The organism is Flammeovirgaceae bacterium SG7u.111 (assembly GCA_034044135.1).
In the GTDB taxonomy this organism is placed as follows: domain Bacteria; phylum Bacteroidota; class Bacteroidia; order Cytophagales; family Flammeovirgaceae.
Genome location: CP139021.1, coordinates 5,944,730 through 5,966,171, shown reverse-complemented (window position 1 = coordinate 5,966,171; position 21,442 = coordinate 5,944,730). Strand labels below are relative to the sequence as shown.

The 21,442-nt window shown below is 40.7% G+C and carries 15 protein-coding genes; 10 read left to right on the top strand and 5 right to left on the bottom strand.

The window, feature by feature from the left end; translation table 11 throughout:
- The first annotated feature begins 293 nt into the window (after positions 1–293).
- A complete protein-coding gene (locus R9C00_23165; GenBank protein WPO34606.1) occupies positions 294–695 on the top strand; it encodes a hypothetical protein in 402 nt (133 codons plus the stop codon).
- A gap of 186 nt (positions 696–881) precedes the next feature.
- Here the strand turns inward: R9C00_23165 and R9C00_23160 are convergent, their stop codons facing one another.
- Positions 882–1,220, bottom strand: coding sequence for a hypothetical protein (locus R9C00_23160; GenBank protein ID WPO34605.1), 339 nt, complete (start codon positions 1,218–1,220; stop codon positions 882–884).
- 75 nt (positions 1,221–1,295) lie between these two features.
- Complete coding sequence (locus R9C00_23155) at positions 1,296–1,544, bottom strand: hypothetical protein (GenBank protein ID WPO34604.1); 249 nt, start codon at positions 1,542–1,544, stop codon at positions 1,296–1,298.
- An 860-nt stretch (positions 1,545–2,404) separates the two neighbouring features.
- On the opposite strand from R9C00_23155, the gene R9C00_23150 reads away from it, so the two are divergent.
- From R9C00_23150 to R9C00_23135, 4 genes are all read left to right on the top strand, one after another.
- Entirely contained in the window at positions 2,405–3,358 is a 954-nt protein-coding gene (locus tag R9C00_23150; GenBank protein WPO34603.1) for a hypothetical protein, read from the top strand.
- 184 nt (positions 3,359–3,542) lie between these two features.
- Positions 3,543–4,877, top strand: coding sequence for a cytochrome ubiquinol oxidase subunit I (locus R9C00_23145; protein WPO34602.1), 1,335 nt, complete (start codon positions 3,543–3,545; stop codon positions 4,875–4,877).
- 38 nt (positions 4,878–4,915) lie between these two features.
- The gene (locus tag R9C00_23140; protein ID WPO34601.1) at positions 4,916–5,914 is read left to right on the top strand and encodes a cytochrome d ubiquinol oxidase subunit II; all 999 of its coding nucleotides are present in this window, start codon (positions 4,916–4,918) and stop codon (positions 5,912–5,914) included.
- Between the two features lie 443 nt (positions 5,915–6,357).
- The gene (locus R9C00_23135; GenBank protein WPO34600.1) at positions 6,358–7,080 is read left to right on the top strand and encodes a class I SAM-dependent methyltransferase; all 723 of its coding nucleotides are present in this window, start codon (positions 6,358–6,360) and stop codon (positions 7,078–7,080) included.
- A 5-nt stretch (positions 7,081–7,085) separates the two neighbouring features.
- On the opposite strand, the gene R9C00_23130 is transcribed toward R9C00_23135, so the two are convergent.
- The gene (locus tag R9C00_23130; GenBank protein ID WPO34599.1) at positions 7,086–7,589 is read right to left on the bottom strand and encodes a hypothetical protein; all 504 of its coding nucleotides are present in this window, start codon (positions 7,587–7,589) and stop codon (positions 7,086–7,088) included.
- 225 nt (positions 7,590–7,814) lie between these two features.
- Here R9C00_23130 and R9C00_23125 point away from each other — a divergent pair, with 225 nt between their 5' ends.
- Positions 7,815–8,246 (top strand): hypothetical protein, encoded by a 432-nt coding sequence (locus R9C00_23125; GenBank protein WPO34598.1) that lies wholly within the window; start codon positions 7,815–7,817, stop codon positions 8,244–8,246.
- A gap of 237 nt (positions 8,247–8,483) precedes the next feature.
- On the opposite strand, the gene R9C00_23120 is transcribed toward R9C00_23125, so the two are convergent.
- Positions 8,484–10,073, bottom strand: a complete 1,590-nt coding sequence (locus R9C00_23120; GenBank protein WPO34597.1) for a DUF4384 domain-containing protein — start codon at positions 10,071–10,073, stop codon at positions 8,484–8,486.
- A 312-nt stretch (positions 10,074–10,385) separates the two neighbouring features.
- Between R9C00_23120 and sppA the strand changes: the two genes are divergently transcribed.
- The 4 genes from sppA (at position 10,386) to R9C00_23100 (ending at position 18,946) form a co-directional block, all read left to right on the top strand.
- Complete coding sequence (gene sppA / locus R9C00_23115) at positions 10,386–12,149, top strand: signal peptide peptidase SppA (protein WPO34596.1); 1,764 nt, start codon at positions 10,386–10,388, stop codon at positions 12,147–12,149.
- A gap of 129 nt (positions 12,150–12,278) precedes the next feature.
- Complete coding sequence (locus tag R9C00_23110) at positions 12,279–12,647, top strand: hypothetical protein (protein WPO34595.1); 369 nt, start codon at positions 12,279–12,281, stop codon at positions 12,645–12,647.
- A gap of 429 nt (positions 12,648–13,076) precedes the next feature.
- The gene (locus tag R9C00_23105; protein WPO34594.1) at positions 13,077–16,271 is read left to right on the top strand and encodes an ankyrin repeat domain-containing protein; all 3,195 of its coding nucleotides are present in this window, start codon (positions 13,077–13,079) and stop codon (positions 16,269–16,271) included.
- Between the two features lie 239 nt (positions 16,272–16,510).
- The gene (locus R9C00_23100; GenBank protein WPO34593.1) at positions 16,511–18,946 is read left to right on the top strand and encodes an ABC transporter permease; all 2,436 of its coding nucleotides are present in this window, start codon (positions 16,511–16,513) and stop codon (positions 18,944–18,946) included.
- Positions 18,947–19,247: 301 nt separating this feature from the next.
- On the opposite strand, the gene R9C00_23095 is transcribed toward R9C00_23100, so the two are convergent.
- A complete protein-coding gene (locus tag R9C00_23095) occupies positions 19,248–21,410 on the bottom strand; it encodes a GAF domain-containing protein (protein WPO34592.1) in 2,163 nt (720 codons plus the stop codon).
- Between the last annotated feature and the right edge of the window lie 32 nt (positions 21,411–21,442).

The following is a 21,442-nucleotide window of genomic DNA, read 5'->3' as shown; positions in this document are numbered from 1 at the left end:
ATTCACTCCTGCTTTTTAGAGTAGGAGAAATAAAAACCCGTATTGATTTACTCTAAGTTAATTTTTGCTATAACTTTCATGAGAATAAATTTGTTTTAGAAAATGTATCTGACTAGAAAGGGGTTTAAAAAGTAAGTTAGAGGATGTTTGAAACTTAAGTTTTCAAGCGAGGTTTAACAGCCGGACAGACGCTCTGTGGACACTCGAAGCAAAGCAAAAAAAAAATTAAACATGCTCTTAACCTATTCTGTTTTTTAAATTTATCTGTCCCATTTTTCATAGTTAAGTAAGAAATGATTTTACATCAGAGTGACTACCATAAGTTTGAGTTTTTTGAGGAAAAATCCTTGTTCAAAATGCAATGGAATTCGGGGGCTGAGGAAAAAGGTGAGGAATGGTACAAATCAGAAATGTTGATCTATATAGAGCTTGTAGAGAAACACAATGTCAAATTTGTGTTGATTGATGTAGCGGAAGTTTCCTATGCCTTGAAACCTAGTTTGCAACATTGGATGGAAGAAAATATATTGAGAAGGGGAGAAAAAGCCGGACTGCAGAAGACAGCGGTAATAGTACCTCCTGATATTATTATGGAATTGTCCATAGAGCAAACTTTTGATGAGGCAGTTAACTCAAAAGTACAAAGAAGGGTGTTTGGTGATTACAAAGAAGCAGAAGTATGGCTTTTTTCATAAAAAATGGGGGTGCTTTCACAAGCATCCCCATTTTTCTTATATCCAGTTAAATACTCTGCCTACTACAAGTTCAAAGTGCCTAAATCCAAATTGTTTTTCTACTAGTTGAGTACTCTTGCCAACTGTTCCAGTTGCTTTACGAGTATATAACTGTGGAGTTGTAGTGCTACATAGCTAAGGCTTTTTTTAGGATACAACCTCTCCTAGTTCTATATAATCGGTTTGTGGGGAAATAGAAGTGCTGGATGTGGCAACTACTTTTCCTTCCGGATCGATGATTTCTAAAACCAACTCCACTTTTTCGTTTCCTTCAAACTTTTCCTTTATGGTCAAAGAGCCTTTTTTGCCCTTTTCATCTGCGCTTGCGTAAAGCTTAAGATCATTGAGGTACGTAGCGGGAACATGGTTGAGGTTTACATAACGGTAAAGTCCGTCATATACATTGAAGTCCGAAAGGTCGGAAGGGATCATTTCCAAGTCGTGCGAATTATCGCAACGGATAACTATTGGGATTTTTTCTTTCAAAGCGTTTGCTTTCTTCTCTGTCCAAAAACTTGGCAATGGCATCGGTGGTATCTACCGTCCATTCGTCTTAGCCACCTACGTGCTCTCTAACCTTTTGGGTGTACATACTTGCGATTTTTGCACCGCACTTTCAAAATGGAGCAATATTCTTTCATTTGGGCAAGGATTATTGAGGATAAGTTGCTTGCGGTACCAGCCCGGTCCTTGGTAGTAATTGAGGTCGGGGTGAACAGCATCTGTAGCAGAGGGGGACTTTCGTCCAGATAGGTACGGTCTCAGGTCTGCCAGGCTTAGCTGGGCGAATGGCTTCCCATATGCCCTCAAGTCGCTTTGAAGGTATTCCCAATCTTGGGTTAGTCGTTGTGTGGTTGGGCAAATGCTCGAGGTTTACTAAACAAAGGAAAATAACTAATGGGTTATTTAGAATAAAAATAGTTGATAGTATTATTTTTCAAAAATACATGATGATTGTCTATAGCTAGGATTAGGGGGATTTACCTTTTACTAACCAATAAAGAGAGGGTGCGTAGCTACTTTATGCCAATTATAATTTGCTTTAGCAAGATTTTTGTGGCTAGGCCGTGGCAAACTGTGGAATTATCACACAGTAATCCCCATTTTATACAAAATTGTTTCTTGGTTTACTTAAATTTCATGTAATTCGTGATTTTATTAACAAAATCTTTGTGTACGTACCATGAAGCTGCTTTTTGTTTCTAAAAATGTGTTTTTTATTGAATTATAGGCTTTTTTAAAAATAAATAAATATTACGTTTTAAAAATAAGAATAAGTTTGTGTGTGGTTGAATATTGAAATAATACAATTTTTATTTTTTTTAACCCTTTTTATTGATGGCAGTGTGTTATATGTTTTTCATCCTTTAAGTGTATTATATTTTTTTTGACATGAAACACGTGAATATTACATGATATTTATTTCTTGTTAATAAATATTAATAGTTGGTATCCTTTTTGAAAATATCAGGTCAAAGAGTGCTCAAAATAACGCTAATGCCAAACACTATCTTAGACTAAGCAGCAATGTAAAGATCGCATTGCCAAGCAGTAAAATTTAAACTCAATTTTAAAAAATACCCAAACATTGGGGTGGGAGAATATTGCCCAAACTCAAGGTTTGATACATGAATCCAATTTTAAAACATTACACTAAACTTGAATAAGCTATGAAATCCAATTTATTCCTAACACTTGCTCTTGCTTTCTTATTTTCTTTCTCAACCAGCTGTATATATGAAGTAGAACCTTGTGAGCCTGAAACAGAAGAACCTTCAGAAGGAGGCGAAACTGGTGGCGGCGAAACCGGAGGAGGTGAAACCGGCGGCGGAGAGACTGGCGGTGGTGAAACCGGAGGAGGCGAAACTGGCGGCGGAGAAGTAGGTACATTTGTATCTCTACCAGGTAATGAAACAAACAATGACTGTACGCCTTGGAAAAGAGTTAGAACAGGTAACATTGAACTTGAGAATAATGTATGGGGTACCAACGGCGATGGTCGTTACCAATCATGTCTTATAACGAATGCCGATGGCTCTTACGGTTGGACATGGAGCACGCCTTCTGGTTTGAACAACAATGTTAAAATGTATTTGCAATCAGTTGTAGGTCATAAACCATTTTTCCACTACACTCTTGGCGAAGGCTTCCCATTTTCACCGAACGAGCTAGAAGTATTTAATGCACATTTTAAAAGTGAAACAAATGCTTCAGGTAAATATAACTTAGCATTCGAATTCTGGACGGTAAAAGAATACCACAGCGATGATGAGTATATCAACAAAACTCGTGCAGGTGGTAACAACATCACTGGTGAGTATATGTTCTGGATGCAAGCTCACTTTGGTATGCCAATCTCACACCACGATCAGTTGATTGACGGAAGAAGATGGAACGTAACTGTAGGTGGAAGTGGTCAGCTTTATGTGGCCTTTATCCCTGCTGATGGAAATGATATCACTGAAGCTACTATTGACTTCATTCCTTTCATCGACTGGTTGGAAAAAGAAAACTTGATCAACCCTAACGAAAAAATCGTAAGTCTTGAGTTGGGTAATGAGGTTATCGAAGGTTCTGGTAAGACTGTCATCAGAGATTACGCAGTGAATGTCTCTAAAAAATAAGTACGAGTAAATTTAGATAATCCAATCTATAAGTTTTAAATCCAATGAATTAGAACCGCCCCAAATATTGGGGCGGTTTTTTTGTTTCTCTCCTTCCTCAAAAAGGCAAACATTTCCCTTGCTAAACGCCTTTTCATAAGTAGCTTTGAATGTTCGATTTTTAACCATAGCTACTACTTATCATATGGACGAATTACTCGCCGCCCGCCTCCAAATGGCATTTTCTCTCGGTTGGCACATTGTATTTGCTTGCATCGGCATGGCCATGCCTTTTTTTATGGCTTTTGCCGAATGGAAATGGCTCAAAACCAAAGAAGAAATTTATCTTGACTTGGCAAAGTCTTGGGCAAAAGGTGTGGCAATTTTCTTTGCCGTAGGTGCCGTTTCGGGCACATTGCTCTCTTTTGAGTTAGGTTTGCTCTGGCCCGAGTTTATGAAACATGCTGGTCCTATTTTCGGAATGCCTTTCTCCATGGAAGGAACGGCATTTTTCATCGAAGCGATTGCCCTTGGGGTTTTCCTCTACGGTTGGAACAGGATTTCCCCAACTGCCCACTGGATTTCGGGCTTGGTGGTAGGTATTTCGGGTGTGATGTCTGGAATATTTGTAGTTGCCGCCAATGGCTGGATGAACAGTCCGTCGGGCTTCGATTTCGTGAACGGGGAATACACCAATATTGACCCGATAGCCGCTCTTTTCAACGATGCATGGTTTACTCAAGCTTTGCACATGACCTTTGCAGCATTTGCCAGTACGGGCTTTGCCGTGGCAGGGGTACACGCATTAATGTTATTGAGAGGACATAAAATCAGGTTTCACCAAGAGGCTCTGAAAATAGCTTTGGTTTTTGGGGCAGTGGCAGCTTTTGCCATGCCCATCACGGGCGACTTGGCAGCAAAAGACGTAGCCAAAAGACAGCCTGCCAAGCTTGCGGCTATGGAGGCTCATTACCATACCGAAAAAAGTGCTTCGCTCATTATAGGAGGTATTCCTGACGACGAGCGACAAGAGGTAGACTACGCCATAAAAATCCCCGGTGCGCTGAGTTTTTTGGCACATGGCGATTTTGAGTCGGAAGTGATAGGGCTCGACCAAATTCCCAAAGATGAACAGCCTCCTGTTATCGTCACGCACTTTGCCTTCCAAATTATGGTGGGACTGGGCAGCCTGATGATGCTTATTGGGATCATTTATTTTTTCTTGGCTTGGAAAAAGAAGAATTACCTCAACCTAAAATGGTGGTTGTGGACTTTGACAGTAGCTTCACCCATTGGTTTCATCGCTTTGGAAGCTGGCTGGACCGTGACCGAAGTAGGTCGCCAGCCATGGATTATCTACGGCGTGATGCGAACTTCCGATGCGCTTACCGCCATGCCAGGCATTCAGTATTCATTTTACCTCATAGTAGCAATATATGCCCTGCTCACTTTGGCGGTAATTTGGCTGATGTTCCGCCAAGTAAAAGCCATCCACCAGAAATATGAAGGGAAGGGGAATGATGATTTGGTCATTAGATGATGCGATGATTTTTTGATTAAAAAAATAAAAGAACCAACATGATTTTTACCGAATTAGTCACCCTGATAATGGGGATCAGCATTGTGTTTTATGTGATTTTTGGTGGAGCCGATTTTGGTGCAGGTATCATCGAACTCTTCACCGGCGACAGCGGAAACGAGACCATTTCCAAGGCAATTGCTCCGGTGTGGGAAGCTAACCATATTTGGCTCATCATCGCCGTGGTGATCATGTTCAACGGTTTTCCCGAAGCCTATGCGGTTTTTTCCACAGCTTTGCACATTCCCATACTTATTGCCCTCATCGGCATCATTTTCCGAGGTGCAGCCTTCACCTTCCGCCACTACGATGCCTTCAAAGATGGTTCGGAAAAATGGTATTCGCTGATCTTTCGGGTTTCCAGCATCGTTACCGTGTTGTTTTTGGGCATTACCGTTTCCGCCATGTTTAGCGGAACCATTCCTACTTCTGTAGATGTTGGATTTTACGCCTATTTCATCGCACCTTGGGCAAACCTGTTTTCCCTTTTTGTAGGAATCTTTTTTACCATTCTTTCCGCCTATATTGCCGCTATATTTTTGTTGGGAGAAGTGAAATCTGAAGATGGGTACAACCTTATCCGTAAGTTTTCCTACCGACTTTTTGCTGCGGCTGTCGTTTGTGGCTTATTCATTTTTGCTTCTTCGTATTACCAAGAACTTGCCTTTCACGAAGCCTTTTTCAAGCAGCCCATTTCCCTAGCTTGTGGCGTGTTGGCTACCGTGCTCGTTCCATTCATTTTCAAGCTGATAAATGGGGAAAAAGTCTGGCGGACAAGACTATTGGCAGGAATTCAGATCACCGCTATCCTTATAGGTTGGCTCATGATCCAGTACCCCAACCTCATCTTGTTTACCGATGGAAGTACCCTTTCCATCTACGATGCCTCCGCCCCCGAAATCACCATGAAAATTCTCTTCGGAGCATTAGTATTTGGCGTTTGCAGCATCTTCCCTTCTCTATATTATTTGTTCAGGATATTTAAAATTAAAATTTAGAAGCTGGATGTTAGAGATTAGAAAAAAAGTGATATGATACAGTCATATAAGGATTTAGAAGTGTATTCTCGGTCATTTAAGTTGGCAATGGACATATTTTGGATGACTAGAAAATTTCCTAAGGAAGAAACATATTCTCTCACCTCTCAAATTGTCCGGTCCTCGAGATCTGTTAGTGCAAATATTGTAGAAGGGTGGGCTAAAAGGCAATATGAAAATGTTTTCAAACAGCATTTAAGTAAGTGCTATGGGTTTGCGCAGAGTCTGAAACTTGGCTCTTATTTGCATTAGGGTGCGGTTATATCGATGAAGAATTATTCGGGATATATACCGATGAATTGAATCAAATTGGAAAGATGTTAAATAAACTCCATCAAAACTGGAGAAGCTAGACCTTGCTATTTTTCTAATCTCTATTCTCCAGCTTCTAACCTCTAAAAAAGATGACCTTCTACCAAAGCATAGCAACATATTACCACCTTATTTTCTCTACGGGAAAACCGCAGGTCGAATTTGTGAAAAATACCGAAATAGCTGGAAAAACTCAATCCGTGCTGGATATTGGCTGCGCCATTGGCGGGCTTTCGGCTCAGCTTTGCCAGCACTTTGGGAAGGTAGTGGGAATAGATTTGGACGAAGGGATGATCGAGCGAGCCAAGGAAGAAAATGACTTGCCCAATCTAAGTTTCCAAGAGCTTGATATGCTCAAAATAGAAGGGATTTGTGGGGCAGAGGCTTTTGATATAGTAGCCTGTTTTGGGAATACCTTGGTGCACCTTGATGGCACTGAAGAAATAGCTGATTTCTTTGTTCAAGCACGAAAAGTCCTGAAAGTAGGAGGGAAGCTCCTCTTCCAAATAGTTAACTACGACCGTATTCTCGACCAAAACATCACTGCTCTCCCTACGCTCGACAAAGAAGAAATTACCTTCGAAAGAAACTACGAGTACCTACCCGAAACCCACAAGATAAAGTTTGCCACCAAGTTCAAGGTAAAAGCCACAGGCGAAGAAACATCCAACGCCATTGACTTGTACCCGCTCCGCAAAGCCGAGGCAGAAGAATTGCTTCGCAAGGCAGGCTTCACCAAAATCAACTTTTACAGCAACTTCCAGCGCAAGCCCTACGAGGAGAATGCTATGCCGTTGATAGTGGAGGCTGGGTAAATTACCTAATCGATCAATGGAACATTTATAACATGTCTTTGACTTAATGTTGTATTTGTAAATTCGAAAATTAGCCTTTTCTGATAATAATGGCTTTCAAACACAAGCTTGGAACTATTGAAGTTGTTGAACTCAGTATAATTATCGAAATCTTTTTTATAAAGCTGTTTTCGATCTCTTGCAAGGTAAATGACCAAGCCTATTGGTTTTGATTTATCATTAGTCAATAAATGAGGATTGTTCATTTGAATAGTAAACCCTTTATGATTCTTCTGAGATAATGAGACTCCTAGTTTTAGATCTATTGGATTGTTGCCTAAAAAAAGTTTGATATAATCATGGGGAGGATACTTGAATGCAACACTATCTAAAAGGTGTAGAGCTTTCTCTAAAGAGTCTGCTTTTTCATTTAATAGAGTAATTTTATTATCTTTTTCATTGAGTTGTTTTGAAGGGTTGCCACAAGCCTGTAAGCAGCTTAAAAGCAAAATCAGTACAAATTTTTTCATGAGAAAGTGAGGTTTTGATGCAATGTGAAATTTCCTCTATTGAACTACTAAATTAGCACATCAGCACATTATCAAATCTTCCCATCATCGAATAATCAAACCATCCCCTCATTACCTAATCTTCCCCCTCACCAGAAAAAGAACTGGCTCACCAGTTCTTTGTAGCCTAGGTCGAGGCAAACCTGCATCTTTGGACCATCAATCTAAACAAAAGACCTAGAAACCATGAAAAAGATATTTTTAGCCATAGCAGCCTTGTTTTTATTTGCGGCATGTAGTGATACTTCTGATTTTGAACCTAAAGCCATAGACGGACTTTGGAAAGGGCAGACTAGTCAAGAACAAAGCGTGTACTTTGAAATAGAAGAAAGGGGGGAGCAGGCTTTTGTAACTTTTTACGAAATAAGTGTGGTACCTCAAAAAGGGCTATTGCAAAATAATCTACAGTCAGTTTCTCAAGAATATAAGGAGGGCATAGCGGAGGTAGAAAGTGCCACTTTTACCATCAACCCAGATGAAGACCTTACGGGAACATTGATAGAAGCAGAAGTAAACCCAGATGGGTTTTTAGTAGGCGATTTTTTGGTCTTCACAGGCTTAGATGCCAAAGGAGTACCTACTTACCAAGATGGTACTTTTAAAGCGCGGAAAATATAAAAATTTCATAACCAGCTCGTAGCCGGCCCGGGGCATTGCCTGTTAGGGTCGGCTATTTTTGTTAAGAAGGGTGCTTAGTTTGTGATAAAACCATTGCTAGTTATAAAAAAATCAATAGACAGGGTATTTATGCCCCGTTTGGAAGTAAAAACGAAGTGACTTTAGCCTAACTTAAACTAAAAATGCCCCCTTGCTACATCAGCAAGGGGGCATTTTATATCTCCAATGGCAATTGTTTTATTCCGTCATGGTAGTGATCATCACTCGCTTTTCGGCGGTGAGCACCTTGGCATTTTTCGTCTTTTTGAAACCACGGGTGTTTGCCACTACTTCTTCCAAATTATCCACTATAAAATCGTAACCGTATTGGGAAGAGGTATGGAGTGCCTCGAATGGCTCGGTTCGTGCATTTATTTGCAAGGTTTCTACGCCAAACGGTTCGGTACAGGTGAATTCTTCAGGAATTTCATATACCTTATTTACCTTCGATTGGTCTATGTAGTAGTTGTCGAGCAGAAGCACACGTTGCCCATCGGCCGTATGGTAGATAAATCGCAAGTAACAAGGCTTGTTCACTCTTGCATATACTTTCATCGTCTCCCCTTCGGTGAATATCAAATTCTCATCGCCCTTGTTGGTCCACGAGTCTATCATCAGCCCTCCGCCAACAATTTCATCCCTAGAAAACACCTTGAGGTTTGAATAAGCCTCTTCAAAGTTTTGGGGCTTCACGCCAATTTGGTTTTGCTCAAGCCACGAAAGCATCATAGTCGATTCCATGCTTGCCAAAGCTTTTCCACTTTCCAGCTCCCTAAAAATCGAGATGAACTTCAACTTGTCGCCTTCTTCCCAAAATGTGCCTGTAATCACGTATTTTACTTCTTTTTGGGTGTTTTCCGTGTATGGGTTTCCTCCTTGGTAAAAAGAACTAGTCCCTCCTGTGGTCACTGGAAAATCGGCTACATCTACCAATTTCTTCTCAAATAAGCTCGTCCAGCGCTTTGAAAGCGGGGAAGCCATTTTGGTATCTTGGTAGGTGAAGTTTGCCAACTTTACCGTTTGCTCAGGCTTTTTGAGCTGAAGGTGATAACCTTTTGCCATCATGTAGGCTACGTCGTCGAGGGTGAGGGTTTCCCCTTTTTGCAGTTGGGCAACACCTTGGTTCACACCGTTTTTTAGCTCATCTATTGAAGTGATTGCCTGGTCTAGCTCAGCTAGTTTGGCAGGGTCGAGGGCTACTATTACCGTGAAGCCTTCCTCAAATTCACGGAACATGGGCAAGGTTTCAAAATAATGTTTAAGTGCATTTTGGTTATCTCCGGCAGCTATAAACTCTTCGGCTGTAGCCACTTTTCTTTTAATGGCCTCAGCATTTTTATTGAGCGTGATTTTGTAGGCTTCTACCAGTTTTTGCTTGTCGGCAAAGGCAAAGGCAAAAGCTTCTTTTTTACGCTTGTCGTAGTAGGTATCTACTTGCAAGCCAGTAAGGTTTACTTTCGAATACGAAGCGCTTGTTTTCTTGAAATATTCGTGGGTTTTCGAGTTTACGTTGGTGATGTTGATGGTGCCCACACTCTTAATGGTTACGTTGATGGACTCTACAAGCTCAAGCCGTGCATAGTCTAGTAGTCTGTCGAGTGCAGCATCCGCATCGGCTTCAGGTACGTTTCGCTCCGAATTGAAGCCGATCACATAGCGCGATTTTGGGTACATCGACTGGCGTTCATCGTATTTGGTCCAAGCAGGGGCTTGGGCAAGCAACATATTCGTCAAAAAAAGAGATAAAAGAAGAAACGAACCTTTAAAGAAAATGTGTGTTTTTAACATTATAAGGAGGTTTTGTTTTCCGAATTTTAGAAAAGTGGGTGGTTTATTCTTTTTTATGGATTAAAAGCAAAATAGGGTATTTTTTGAGTGTTAGGATAAAAATGCCACAAGAAAAGAATCACTTCATATAGAAGCCAACTTTTAGGATAACAGCTTTATTATACTGATTCTGTCAAAAATAGATTCGTTTTGCTCAATTATTTTCTCCAAACAAACAACAAATCACGTTTTGCCCTATCTTTAGACCACGAAACAAGAACCTTAACTTTCCTATTATAGTAATTAGTAATATATCAACTTTATAGCTTCTCTATGAAATTTATCAGAAACGTAATAGCAACGCTTGTTGCACTCATGCTCTTTTTTGGTTTTTTCTTTGTCATCCTTATTGGAATTGCTTCCATGAGTGGAGGGGACGAAGTCGCGGTTAAGAGCAACTCTATTCTGACGCTCAAGCTTAATAAGCCCATAAAAGAGCAGGGGCAAGAAGATCCTTTTTCCGAATTGAACATCCCTTTTGCTCCTGAGCTGCCTATGGGGCTCGACCAGATAAAGCAAAGCATAGCAAAAGCAGCGATGGATGACAGGATAGAAGGAATTTACCTCGATCTCAGTACGGTAGGTGCTGGTTTTTCTTCACTCGAAGAAATTCGCAAATCGTTGGTAGCTTTTCAGGATTCGGGCAAGTTCGTGGTGGCTTATGGGGAATATTTTTCCGAAGGAGCCTATTTTTTGGCAGCAGCTGCAAACGAGGCTTATCTACATCCACTGGGTGCTATTGAGCTGAACGGGCTCAGCGCAGAACTTACTTTTTACAAAGGTCTTTTTGATAAGATAGGCGTGAAGCCTGAGATTTTTAGGGTGGGCAAATACAAAAGTGCGGTGGAGCCTTATATCAGAAAAGAAATGAGTGAGGAAAACAGGCAGCAAATCTCTGCTTATATCAACGGCTTGTATGATTTTTACCTTGCTAGGGTAAGTGAAAACAGAGAAATCCCTCTAGAGAAACTTACTGAAATCTCTGACCAATCATTGGTGAGGGAAGCGGAAGATGCAAAAGAGCTTGGCTTGATCGAGAGCCTTGCCTACCACGATGAGGTGATGGATATTTTGAGAAATAAGCTTGGGCTAGAAAGCGATGATAAAATCAACTTTATTGGCCTGGGGAAATATTCGAAAGCGGGTGTGAAAGGTGCAAGCAAGTACAACAAGAATAAAATAGCGGTGCTAGTAGCCGAAGGGGAAATGCAAATGGGTAAAAGTACCGATGGCGTGATGGGTGCTGAAACTATTGTTTCTGAAATAAGAAAAGTTCGTAAAGATGATAATGTGAAAGCAGTGGTATTCCGAATCAACTCTCCTGGCGGAAGTGCGCTGGCAGCCGACCTTATTTGGAGAGAATTGATGTTGCTGAAAGAAAAAAAACCAGTGATTGCTTCTATGTCCGACGTAGCTGCTTCGGGCGGGTTTTACATTGCTGCAGCTTGCGATACCATTATGGCACAGCCGAACACCATTACAGGTTCTATTGGCGTGTTTGGAATGTTCCTCAATCCTAATGAGTTGATGACCGAAAAGCTGGGGATCACTTTTGATGTGGAAAAAACAGGTGAGCTTTCCGATTTTGGAAGTGTAGGCCATGAACTGACGGACGTAGAAAGGCAGATTATCCAAACTTCGGTTGAGCGTACGTATGAGATATTCACCCAAAAAGTAGCTGATGGAACTGGCCTGAGCCAAGATAGTGTGAAAGAACTTGCTTCGGGTAGGGTTTGGACAGGGCAGCAGGCATTTGACCGTGGGCTTATCCACATGCTAGGGGACTTTGAAAAATCTGTGGCTATTGCTGCGGAAAAAGCGGAACTGGAGGCAGGTGATTTCCAACTCAAATATTTCCCACAAAAGAAAGATTTCTTAACCGAGTTGTTGGAAGGGATGAGTACTCAAATGAAGCAAAGCCAGCTGGAAAGCGAACTAGGCGAATTGTACCCTGTACTAAAAGAAATGAAGAAGTTAAAAGCGCAAAATGGAAAAGTCCAGGTGCTTATGCCGTTTGAGCCTTATAGCTTGAGATAAGGTGAGCTGCTCAAGAAAATTTAACTTAAAACCCCAAGTTTTGCAATGTGCAAAGCTTGGGGTTTTCTTATGCATTTCACTATCTTGCTAGTGACAAAAAACACCTTTTTCACTTTATGCCATTACAAAATGAAAACCATAGTTAGAATTATCTTTTTAGAGCTGCTGCTTTTGGGCTTAATGGCCGCAGCAAGTGCTCCAGCCGCCGATCCTGTAGGCAAATGGAAGTTCCAAGCTCCTACTGCTCCGTACGAGTACCAAGAAGGGTATTTTGAAATCCAAAAAGAAGGAAAAGAACTGAAAGGAGCTTTCCTAGGTCCTGAAAATAGTAAAATGGCTTGGGAAGATCTCCAAAAGAAAGGCAATACCCTTACTTTCGGGGCGTACTTCGAGGGCGAATATGTTTCATTTAATTTGACTTTTGAGGAGAAGGCTTTCAAAGGCGAAGCTACTTATTCGGAAGGAACTGTGGAGCTAAGTGGGGAAAAAATAGAATAGGAAACGTTTTTCATTCAATATTAGACTATATCACGGTTTGCTGAAAAAAATCAATAGACGGGGTTTTTAAGCCCCGTTTGGAAGCTCTATTGGAAAGTTAAAATTTAAACATGCTCTTTATATCAGGTTCAATGAAAGCAATTTCATTGAACCTTTTTTGTATGTTTCTCGAATTTTAGGCGGAAATACTCAATGACTTTTTATGTTATTTTTCAGCATTTACAAAAGCACCTGCCTGATCAGGAGCTTTGCACCAAAATAAAGAAATCACCGCCCCCTTTTTCAAACGTTTTGATATATGCTACGTAAAAACAAAAGCTTTCGGGTATTTATCTTGTATAAGTGAATAATTTGCCGTTATAAACTAGTAATTACTACTTTTTTAGGAGAAGCTTAAAAGAGATGCTTCTGTTATAACTTTATTCAATCATGACCAGACTATTAATCGTATTTTCCATTCTATTACTATCCTTTCAGGGCTTTGCCCAAACTCCAACTCCAGTTGCTGCTTCTTATCAGGTTTCTTCTGGTACGGTTAAAAAGTCTAACTGGCGACCCAACCAAAGCCAGTTGGCGCCTGCTATAAGCTCTACTGCCATAAAATACAGGTTTGAGCCAACAGATGAGGCTTGTAAAGTGACAATGAGTATGCAGTGGTACTTGGGGAGTTCTGTCTATGTAAACGGGCAGGAAATCAAAAGTCCTTATGTTACTTCCAGCGACCTGTCGAAGTTCAGTATTATCACCATCAAAATATCTGCGGATGTGTATTCAGGTTCTGCCAATGTGGGCAAAATTAATTTTGACTTAGGAAAAACCCCGTCTTCTGGAGGGGTTTGGGGAGCAGATATCACCGAAAAAAGAGCTTGGTCTTCCTTGTTGGTGGGCAAATCTGGGGAAGCTTCCAAGTTAGTTTTAAGGAGAAGCGTTTCATTGCGGAACCTTCGCATAGAGCAAATTGACTTTGGTGGAACAGAGCAGTTTAGGCAATCTGCTTATGAAAGAATGCTGACCAAGGCAGAAACCTACGAAGAATCGGGGAAGTTTAGGGAAGCTTTAGATTACTATACTAAAGCAAATACGGTTCATCCGAGTAGGCTGGAAGCGAAGAATAAGAAAATGACCTTAGAGGTGCGGTTGAAAAGGTACGATGATTACCTGAAAAAAGCCGAAGCTCATTTTAAGAAAAAAGAATATTATGCGGCACTTACGGATTACAAGGCTGCCGTTAAGGAAATTCCTGACCAAGAAGCTCCAGAGGAAAAAATTGAGCTGATAAACAAAAAAATTGCCGATTTCAAAAGAATAGAAGAACAGGCTAGCCAACTTTTGGCCGAAGCCGATACGTGGAGAGAATTAAGACAAGCCGAACAAAAATTTAATACGGCTTTAGCTTTGATGCCGATTGACCAAAAAACGTATATCGATCAGAGGATAGAAGAGGTAAATTATGAGCTTGGGCTTGAGTACAATAATTTTTTGCAGGATGGTGAAAAAGCTTTGAGCGTAAAAAATTATGTAGAATCGGCAAAGGCATTCCGAGAAGCTTCTTTGATTTACCCTGAAAAACCTGAGGCAAAAGCTAAAAAAGAAGAGGTTGAAAAAATAGTGCTCAAGCTTATCAACAAGAAATATACAGATCAGATTTCTGAGTCTATCTTCAAGAGGAATGAGGCATATGATAAAGCTGCTGCGGCAATAAGCATTGAAAACGAAAGGTGTTTTGTCGCAAATGCGGTGTATTTCGACTGCCAGTCAGATCATTATTCAGAACTGAGGGACAATGCTGAAAAAGAGATGGAAGCCCAGCTTTATGAAGCAGCTTACATCATGCCTGCTCAGAACTGTGCTCCTGTTAATTGTCAGCCGGTAGTGGCTTCTAATAATGCTTCGGCAGAACAATTACTGGAAGTTGCAAAGAGAAAAAGCCAGTTGTTTGCCGAGTATCAGCACATCTCTTTCAAAAACTATAGGGATGAATACTTGGACAAATCTATCCAGCTGAACCCTCGAAATGCCGATGCGTTTGTATTCAAGGCAGATTTGGCGGAGACCTCAATGGAAAAAATGGCTTTGCTCAACCAAGCGTTGGCTATCAACCCGTCCAATGAAGAGGCTCTGATGAAGAAAGAAAACATCAAAGGGAATTTCTATAGCGAGGTGTACGAGAAAGTAGCCATAAGCGATATAGAGTACTTGGAAATGGCTTCCAAGAAAGGACTATTGAGAAATGTAGGGGCAAGTGGTGAGCATAATATTTTGGAACATGCCATTCATCACGATCAGGAAGAAGCACTTGATTTCTTATTGAAAAATAAAAACACGCTTAATTCTACGATAAATACCAACGTGAATGAATTGCTTTATTTTGCTATTTCCGAAAGGGTTTCCAATTGCTCAAACTTCTTGATCAATGAGAAAAAAGCCAATGTAAACTACCAGCCCGAAGGCAAAGACCCTATTCTGGTAATGGCGGTGAAAAACAATGATTTTTCTGGAACTCAGAAGTTACTAGCGGCGGGGGCAAGGTTGAGCGTACAAGGCACAGGAGGGAAAACCCCACTCGATATAGCTGTGGCGAAAGACTACCCGCCTTTGGTAGAGGTGCTTTTGAAAAAGTACGATCAGCCAATTCCCGCAAGGTATATTTTTGCTTCAATAGAAAATAACTCAAGGGCAATATTAGGTATGCTGATAGGCGCTGGGGGAAATATCAACGTGACTGACAGCGAGCAAAATACACCTTTGCACCTTGCGGTTGCACAAAAAAAATCAGGACTGGCTCAGGTCTTGGTGGAAAAGGGCGTACAGGCTGATTTGAAAAATGGACAAGGTGAAACACCTCTTTTGATCGCTTGTGAAACGGCACAGTCTTCCATAGCGGAGATCTTGATCATGAGTAGGCATAACATAGATATTGCCAACTTAAAAGGGGAGACTCCGCTGTATTGGGCAATTCAAAATGACCTAGAGCGGATAACCGAGCTTTTGTTGAGCAGGGGAGTAGATGTAGTGACCACAATGGAGTTTGCCAAGAAAAGTGCAAAACGAGGCTTTATAGAAAAGGCAAGTGCCGAGGTGCTGAAGTACGCCATAGCAAATGATGACACCCAACTAGCCAGAATTTCAGTAGAATATGAGCCATATATAGGTTTCAGGGAGCAGGCTAGTCAGCCAAACTTATTGAGGTATTCCATTCAGAAGGATAGGATGGATATTTTTGAGCTGTTATTAAAAGCAGATCCTGAAAGGAAAACTAGTAATAGCAAGTATTCGGCAATGCATTTGGCCGTGGAGGAAAAGAGTATGAAGTACACAGCTTATTTGCTAGATCATCTGTATAATACTTCGTCGAAAGATGTAAATGGGCTAACTCCGTTGCACTTAGCGGCAAAGGTGGAGTTTGTAGAGGGAATAAGCAGACTAGCAGGCAGGTTTGGAATAAACGACCAAGATAATTTGGGGATGACGCCCTTGCATTATGCCGCCCAGACGGACAACCCGAGGGTGGTGAGTGTGGTGCTGCAAAATGGTGCCAACAAAAAAATAAAAGATAACCGCAACTGGAATCCCAAAAAGCTCGCTAAGAAAATGAAAAAACGAAATGTGAAGAAGATGCTTTAAAGAAAATTATATCTCAAAAATAGGACCCCAGCCCATTTGGCTGGGGTTTTTTATTACCTCCCATCCCACTTGTTTTCCTCTGGTCAAAAACATTCTCCTATTTGCAACTAGACTTCGGCACTGCCCGTCTTTTCAAATAATATATTCTCCCTTTTAGGACTTTCTGCCTCAACTGTTGTCATTTAAGCGGATGATATTTCTAGTGTCAAATTTTTACTACAAGCCAAGCCTCTTTAATTATGATTAAAAACTATTTCAAAGTAGCCCTTCGAAGCCTTCGACAAAATTCCTTCTTTACGTTTATCAATGTCTTTGGCTTGGCCTTAGGCGTCATCAGTTGCTCGCTTATTTCCATTTATGTGCTCGATGAGTTGAGTTACGATAAGTACCATGCTAACTCCGAAAGGATTCATAGAGTAGATTTTCATGGAAGGTTTGGGGGGAACGATTTGGAAATTGCCCAAGTAGGAGCGCCTGTTGGCGAATCGATGCGGGCTGATTTCCCCGAAGTGGAGGACTTTGTAAGGTTCAGGTCACATGGAAGCTGGCTAATGAAATACGAAGATCCAGAAAGAGGGCCACAGAGTTTCAAAGAAGAAGATGTGATCTATGCAGATTCCAATTTTTTTGACTTTTTCTCTGTCAAATTGCTAAAAGGCGATCCTTTGACCTGTCTTACTCGCCCCAACACCGTGGTGCTGGATGAAGTAACGGCAAAAAAGTTTTTTGGCGATGCTGACCCTCTCGGCAAAACGGTGGTAAGCGGTGGGCGATACGAGTATGAAGTAACAGGTGTTTTCGAGGAAATTCCTACCAACACCCATTTTGACTTTTCTGTAATAGCTTCACTTGTCACGCTCGACGAGGTGAAGGAAGGGATTTGGATGAGTATGAATTTCAATACGTATGTACGGTTGAAGGAAGGGGCATCTGCCAAAGCCTTGGAAGAGAAGTTCCCCGCCATGGTGGAAACCTATATTGGCCCTGAAATAGAGAAATTCATAGGGGCTTCGCTAAAGGAATTTAGGAGTGCGGGAAATGAAGCCGGCTTCTCGATGACACCTTTGCTCGATATCCATTTGCATTCCGACTTAGATGGTGAGCTGGCGGCTAACGGCGATATCAAGTATGTATACATTTTCTCGGCTATTGCCTTGTTCATTTTGCTTATTGCCTGTATCAATTTCATGAACCTGTCTACAGCCAGGTCGGCAAAGAGGGCAAAAGAAGTGGGGATACGAAAAGTACTAGGCTCTTACCGTATACAGTTGGTAGGGCAGTTTTTGGCTGAGTCGACCTTATTGAGCTTTTTGTCCTTCCTCATTGCCATGTTGGTGATCCCAATCGCCATGCCTTATTTCAATGAATTGGCGGGGAAAGATATTCAGTTTTCTTACCTAGATTCTTGGATGACCGTGCCTCTTTTTATGCTTGCAGTTATGTTGGTAGGGCTTATAGCAGGAAGTTACCCTGCATTTTTCTTGGCATCTTTCCAGCCCATAGCTGTGCTCAAAGGGAAGGTGAAATCGGGAATGAAGAGCGGTTTGCTAAGAAATGTGCTCGTAGTCCTTCAGTTTTCCGCATCCATATTCCTGATCATAGGTACGGTGGTGATTTATAAGCAACTCAATTTTGTTCAAAATACGAAATTAGGTTTCAACAAAGAACAAGTATTGATCTTGAACGATGCATATGTGCTGAGAGATAATATTACGGTATTTAAAAATGAAATGTTGAACAACGCAAATGTAGAATCAGCATCTGTTTCAGGCTTTTTACCCGTGGCCTCTAATCGAAATAATAATGCATTTTTTCCTGAAAATCAGCCCGATAGTGAGTTGACTACAGTGGTGTGCGCTTTCAATGTGGATACAGATTATATAGGTACGATGGGGATGGAAATTATAAAAGGGAGGAATTTTGATGAAAACCGCGTGACGGATTCTACAGGGATTGTGGTAAACGAGGCACTTGTGAAGCATTTTGGTTGGGAAAAGCCTCTTGGAATGCGCTTGGGTACATTTACTTCTAACGATGGAAAAATTGAGAATTTTGAAGTAATTGGGGTAGTAAAAGATTTTCACTATAGTTCATTGAGGAATAATATAGATCCATTATTGATGCACCTTGATGGAAGTACATCCTCAATTTCATTTAGGTTGAAAACGGAAAATGTAGCCGACGTGATTACAAGCTTGGAGGCTAACTGGAAAAAAATGGCGCCGGGCAATCCGTTCAATTACACATTTATGGATGAAGAATTTAATGATGCTTACAGGGCTGAGCAGCGCACGGGTAATATCTTTGGTGTATTTTCATTTCTGGCAATTTTCATCGCCTGCCTAGGTTTGTTTGGCTTGGCTACGTTTACCGCCGAGCAGCGTACCAAAGAAATAGGCGTGAGAAAAGTGTTGGGCGCTTCGGTAGGAGGAATTGTCCTTTTACTCTCCAAAGACTTTGGAAAGCTTATTTTGATATCCTTTGCGCTGGCTATGCCATTGGGCTGGTACACTATGAAAGAATGGCTTTCAGATTTTGCCTATCGCACAAATATTGGCTGGGAAGTTTTCGCTTTAGCGGGAGTTGCCTCCTTTTTGGTTGCTTGGCTTACCATAAGCTATCAATCTGTGAAGGCGGCTAGGGCAAACCCGGTCAAATCCCTCAAATACGAATAAGGTTTTATTACCACTCAATAGAGACTAGCCGCAGATTTTTATCTGCGGCTTTTTAGTTTCGTTTTTAAGTAAGTGGACAAATGTAACCGTACAATAAACTGGTATTTAGTTTGGGCTAAAGCCGTTTTGATTAGAATGGTTTACAACGGGTTAAAACCCGTTGCTAGTGATAAAAGACTCAATAGGCGGGGCTTTTAAGCCCCGTTTAGCAAATAAGTACATTTGGCTTTAGCCTAAACTAAAGCTTTCAATAGCAAAGAAATTCAACACGCAACTCTTTAGGTTTCTTTTGGTCAGGTACTTAATTGATCATGTGTTGAATATTTTTTTCTCTCTTATTTTGTGGATCCAAACCAAGCCTAAACAGTATACAATAGACATTCTCCTCGTTCTTCTTCTTTTCCACAACGGTAACATAGGTATTCCATTCATTGCCTCGCTCATCATGAAGGGTTATTTTATTGGTGAGTGCTTTGTTTTCATTACTTGAGCTGTACATATTTGCGGCATTTGTAAGGAAATGTATCGCTAAGTGGTTGCCATTGAAAAGTTTTCCAATATGTTGTCCTATCAAGTTCTCTTTTTTGAAGAACCCAAGCTTGGTGAAAGCATCGTCTATATATTCTATACTGTAATCTTTGTTAATTACTATAAAGCCATCAAAAAAGCTAGATAGCACATGGTCGTACAATTCGTAATAAAGCTGGTATTGCGCCATTTTTTCTTGAAGCTCACCGTTTGATCTTGACATTTCTTCTTGGGTGGACTGTAGCTCTTCCATGTTTTGCCTCAACTCTTCTTCACTAGCTTGAAGCTGTTCAGTCATTACCTTCGATTTTTCAAGAAGCCTATTGGTGAGGTTTTGGGTTTTCACCGAAGAAATTGTAGTAGCCAACCTCGACGCTATATTTTCAATTAGCTCAATGGTATGAGGTCCGAAGTCTTTGAAAGCAGCAAGCTCGATGAGTCCTTCTACGTTATTGTCGGTCATCACTGGTACAATAAGGAGATAATTGGGGTTGGCATCCCCAAAACCAGAAGTGATATTTATATAGTTATCAGGAATATCCGACATATATATTTTATCTTGTTCAAGCCAAGCTGCTCCAAGTAATCCTTCGCCTTTTTCAATTTCCTTTGTTAAGTACTTTTTTCGGTCGTAGGCATACGAAGCCTGTAGTTCCATTACATCTCGCTCTTCATTTTTAATAAAAATACCTCCTTGGTTACTACCTGTGTATTTTATCAAGAGCATAAGTGTTTCAAACGCCAGGTCATCTAAACTTTTAAAGCTACTTTTTATCACATCGGCAAACTGAGCCAACCCCTCGTTGGACCAATTCCTTTTTTCATCTTCCAAACTTTTTAGTTCTAGTGCTTTGTTCTTTTCGGAAATGTCTTGCAAGTTGGATTTGATATTTATGGCGAGGTCTTTAAAACTATAGGTCAGGTTACCTATTTCGTCCTTGTTCAAGCTTTTCAACGCTTCAGTATCAAAACTTTCCTTATTCTCGATAAAGCTTTTTACTTTACCATCTAGCCAACTAATTGGGTTGGAAATAATACGGGCATAATAAATGGTCATAAACACGCCTATTAGAATCATTATACCTATCGAAGCGAGCAAAAAGAACATGGTATAGGCTTTAGCTCTTTCCACTTTGGCATTGATAAGGAACTGGAGTTCATCTGCAACAGGTTGTATTTCAGTAGAAATTTCCGATAGTTGGGATATGAGGCCTCTTTCCCCCACAAATCCGATTTTCGATTCTGATTTTACAATTTTATCGAATTGATTCGCATAAGCTGATATATAGCCAAGCATTTGTTCTTTGTATTCAGCAGTTGCGTGCTCTGCTGTACTTTCTGTAATGTATCGCTTGTACTCCTTTGCGGTATTTTGAAGTTTTTGGATGTAGCGGGTATCTTTTCTGAGCATATAATCCTTCTCATGCTTTCGGAGGGTAAGGGCAAATACTTTTTCTTCGCTGGAAATACCCTTTTGCAGGTTATGTACAAAACTTCTCATCTCTCCTTCCAGGCCGTGGTCTTTAAACCCTCTTTGATGGAATTCTTTAACTAGTTCCTCAAAGGTGTTTTCATATTCATTCATGAGGTTGCCTGCCATCGTGAGTTTTGAAAGCACGTATTCATCTTCTGCTGCAATACTTGATTTAAGTTCGGATAAAACTTGGTTGAATTTGTGCGTATGTTCTTTGCTTTTTTCAACCGATAGGCTTGTTCCTTTTTCTAAAAAATCAATAGATTTTCTGTCGTTTAATATGAATTCTTTTTCGCTTTTTCTGGCTTCAGCCCAATTAAGTAATAGCCTGTCTACATTGTTTTTATTTTCTTGAAATGCATTGGTCTTGTCTGAAACTACATACGAAGCAGCTCCCCCTAGCCCAGAGACTAGTATTATAAAGATAAAAGATGCTCTTATCTTTGCTTTGATGGTTTTCATCAGTGTTTGTATTGTTAGTTTAAGTTGAAATA

Excerpts from the sequence above, each read along its gene's own strand:
- R9C00_23165 (WPO34606.1), top strand. The coding sequence starts at position 294 with ATGATTTTACATCAGAGTGACTACCATAAGTTTGAGTTTTTTGAGGAA.
- R9C00_23150 (WPO34603.1), top strand. The coding sequence starts at position 2,405 with ATGAAATCCAATTTATTCCTAACACTTGCTCTTGCTTTCTTATTTTCT.
- R9C00_23145 (WPO34602.1), top strand. The coding sequence starts at position 3,543 with ATGGACGAATTACTCGCCGCCCGCCTCCAAATGGCATTTTCTCTCGGT.
- R9C00_23140 (WPO34601.1), top strand. The coding sequence starts at position 4,916 with ATGATTTTTACCGAATTAGTCACCCTGATAATGGGGATCAGCATTGTG.
- R9C00_23135 (WPO34600.1), top strand. The coding sequence starts at position 6,358 with ATGACCTTCTACCAAAGCATAGCAACATATTACCACCTTATTTTCTCT.
- R9C00_23130 (WPO34599.1), bottom strand. The coding sequence starts at position 7,589 with ATGAAAAAATTTGTACTGATTTTGCTTTTAAGCTGCTTACAGGCTTGT.
- R9C00_23125 (WPO34598.1), top strand. The coding sequence starts at position 7,815 with ATGAAAAAGATATTTTTAGCCATAGCAGCCTTGTTTTTATTTGCGGCA.
- R9C00_23120 (WPO34597.1), bottom strand. The coding sequence starts at position 10,073 with ATGTTAAAAACACACATTTTCTTTAAAGGTTCGTTTCTTCTTTTATCT.
- sppA (WPO34596.1), top strand. The coding sequence starts at position 10,386 with ATGAAATTTATCAGAAACGTAATAGCAACGCTTGTTGCACTCATGCTC.
- R9C00_23110 (WPO34595.1), top strand. The coding sequence starts at position 12,279 with ATGAAAACCATAGTTAGAATTATCTTTTTAGAGCTGCTGCTTTTGGGC.
- R9C00_23105 (WPO34594.1), top strand. The coding sequence starts at position 13,077 with ATGACCAGACTATTAATCGTATTTTCCATTCTATTACTATCCTTTCAG.
- R9C00_23100 (WPO34593.1), top strand. The coding sequence starts at position 16,511 with ATGATTAAAAACTATTTCAAAGTAGCCCTTCGAAGCCTTCGACAAAAT.
- R9C00_23095 (WPO34592.1), bottom strand. The coding sequence starts at position 21,410 with ATGAAAACCATCAAAGCAAAGATAAGAGCATCTTTTATCTTTATAATA.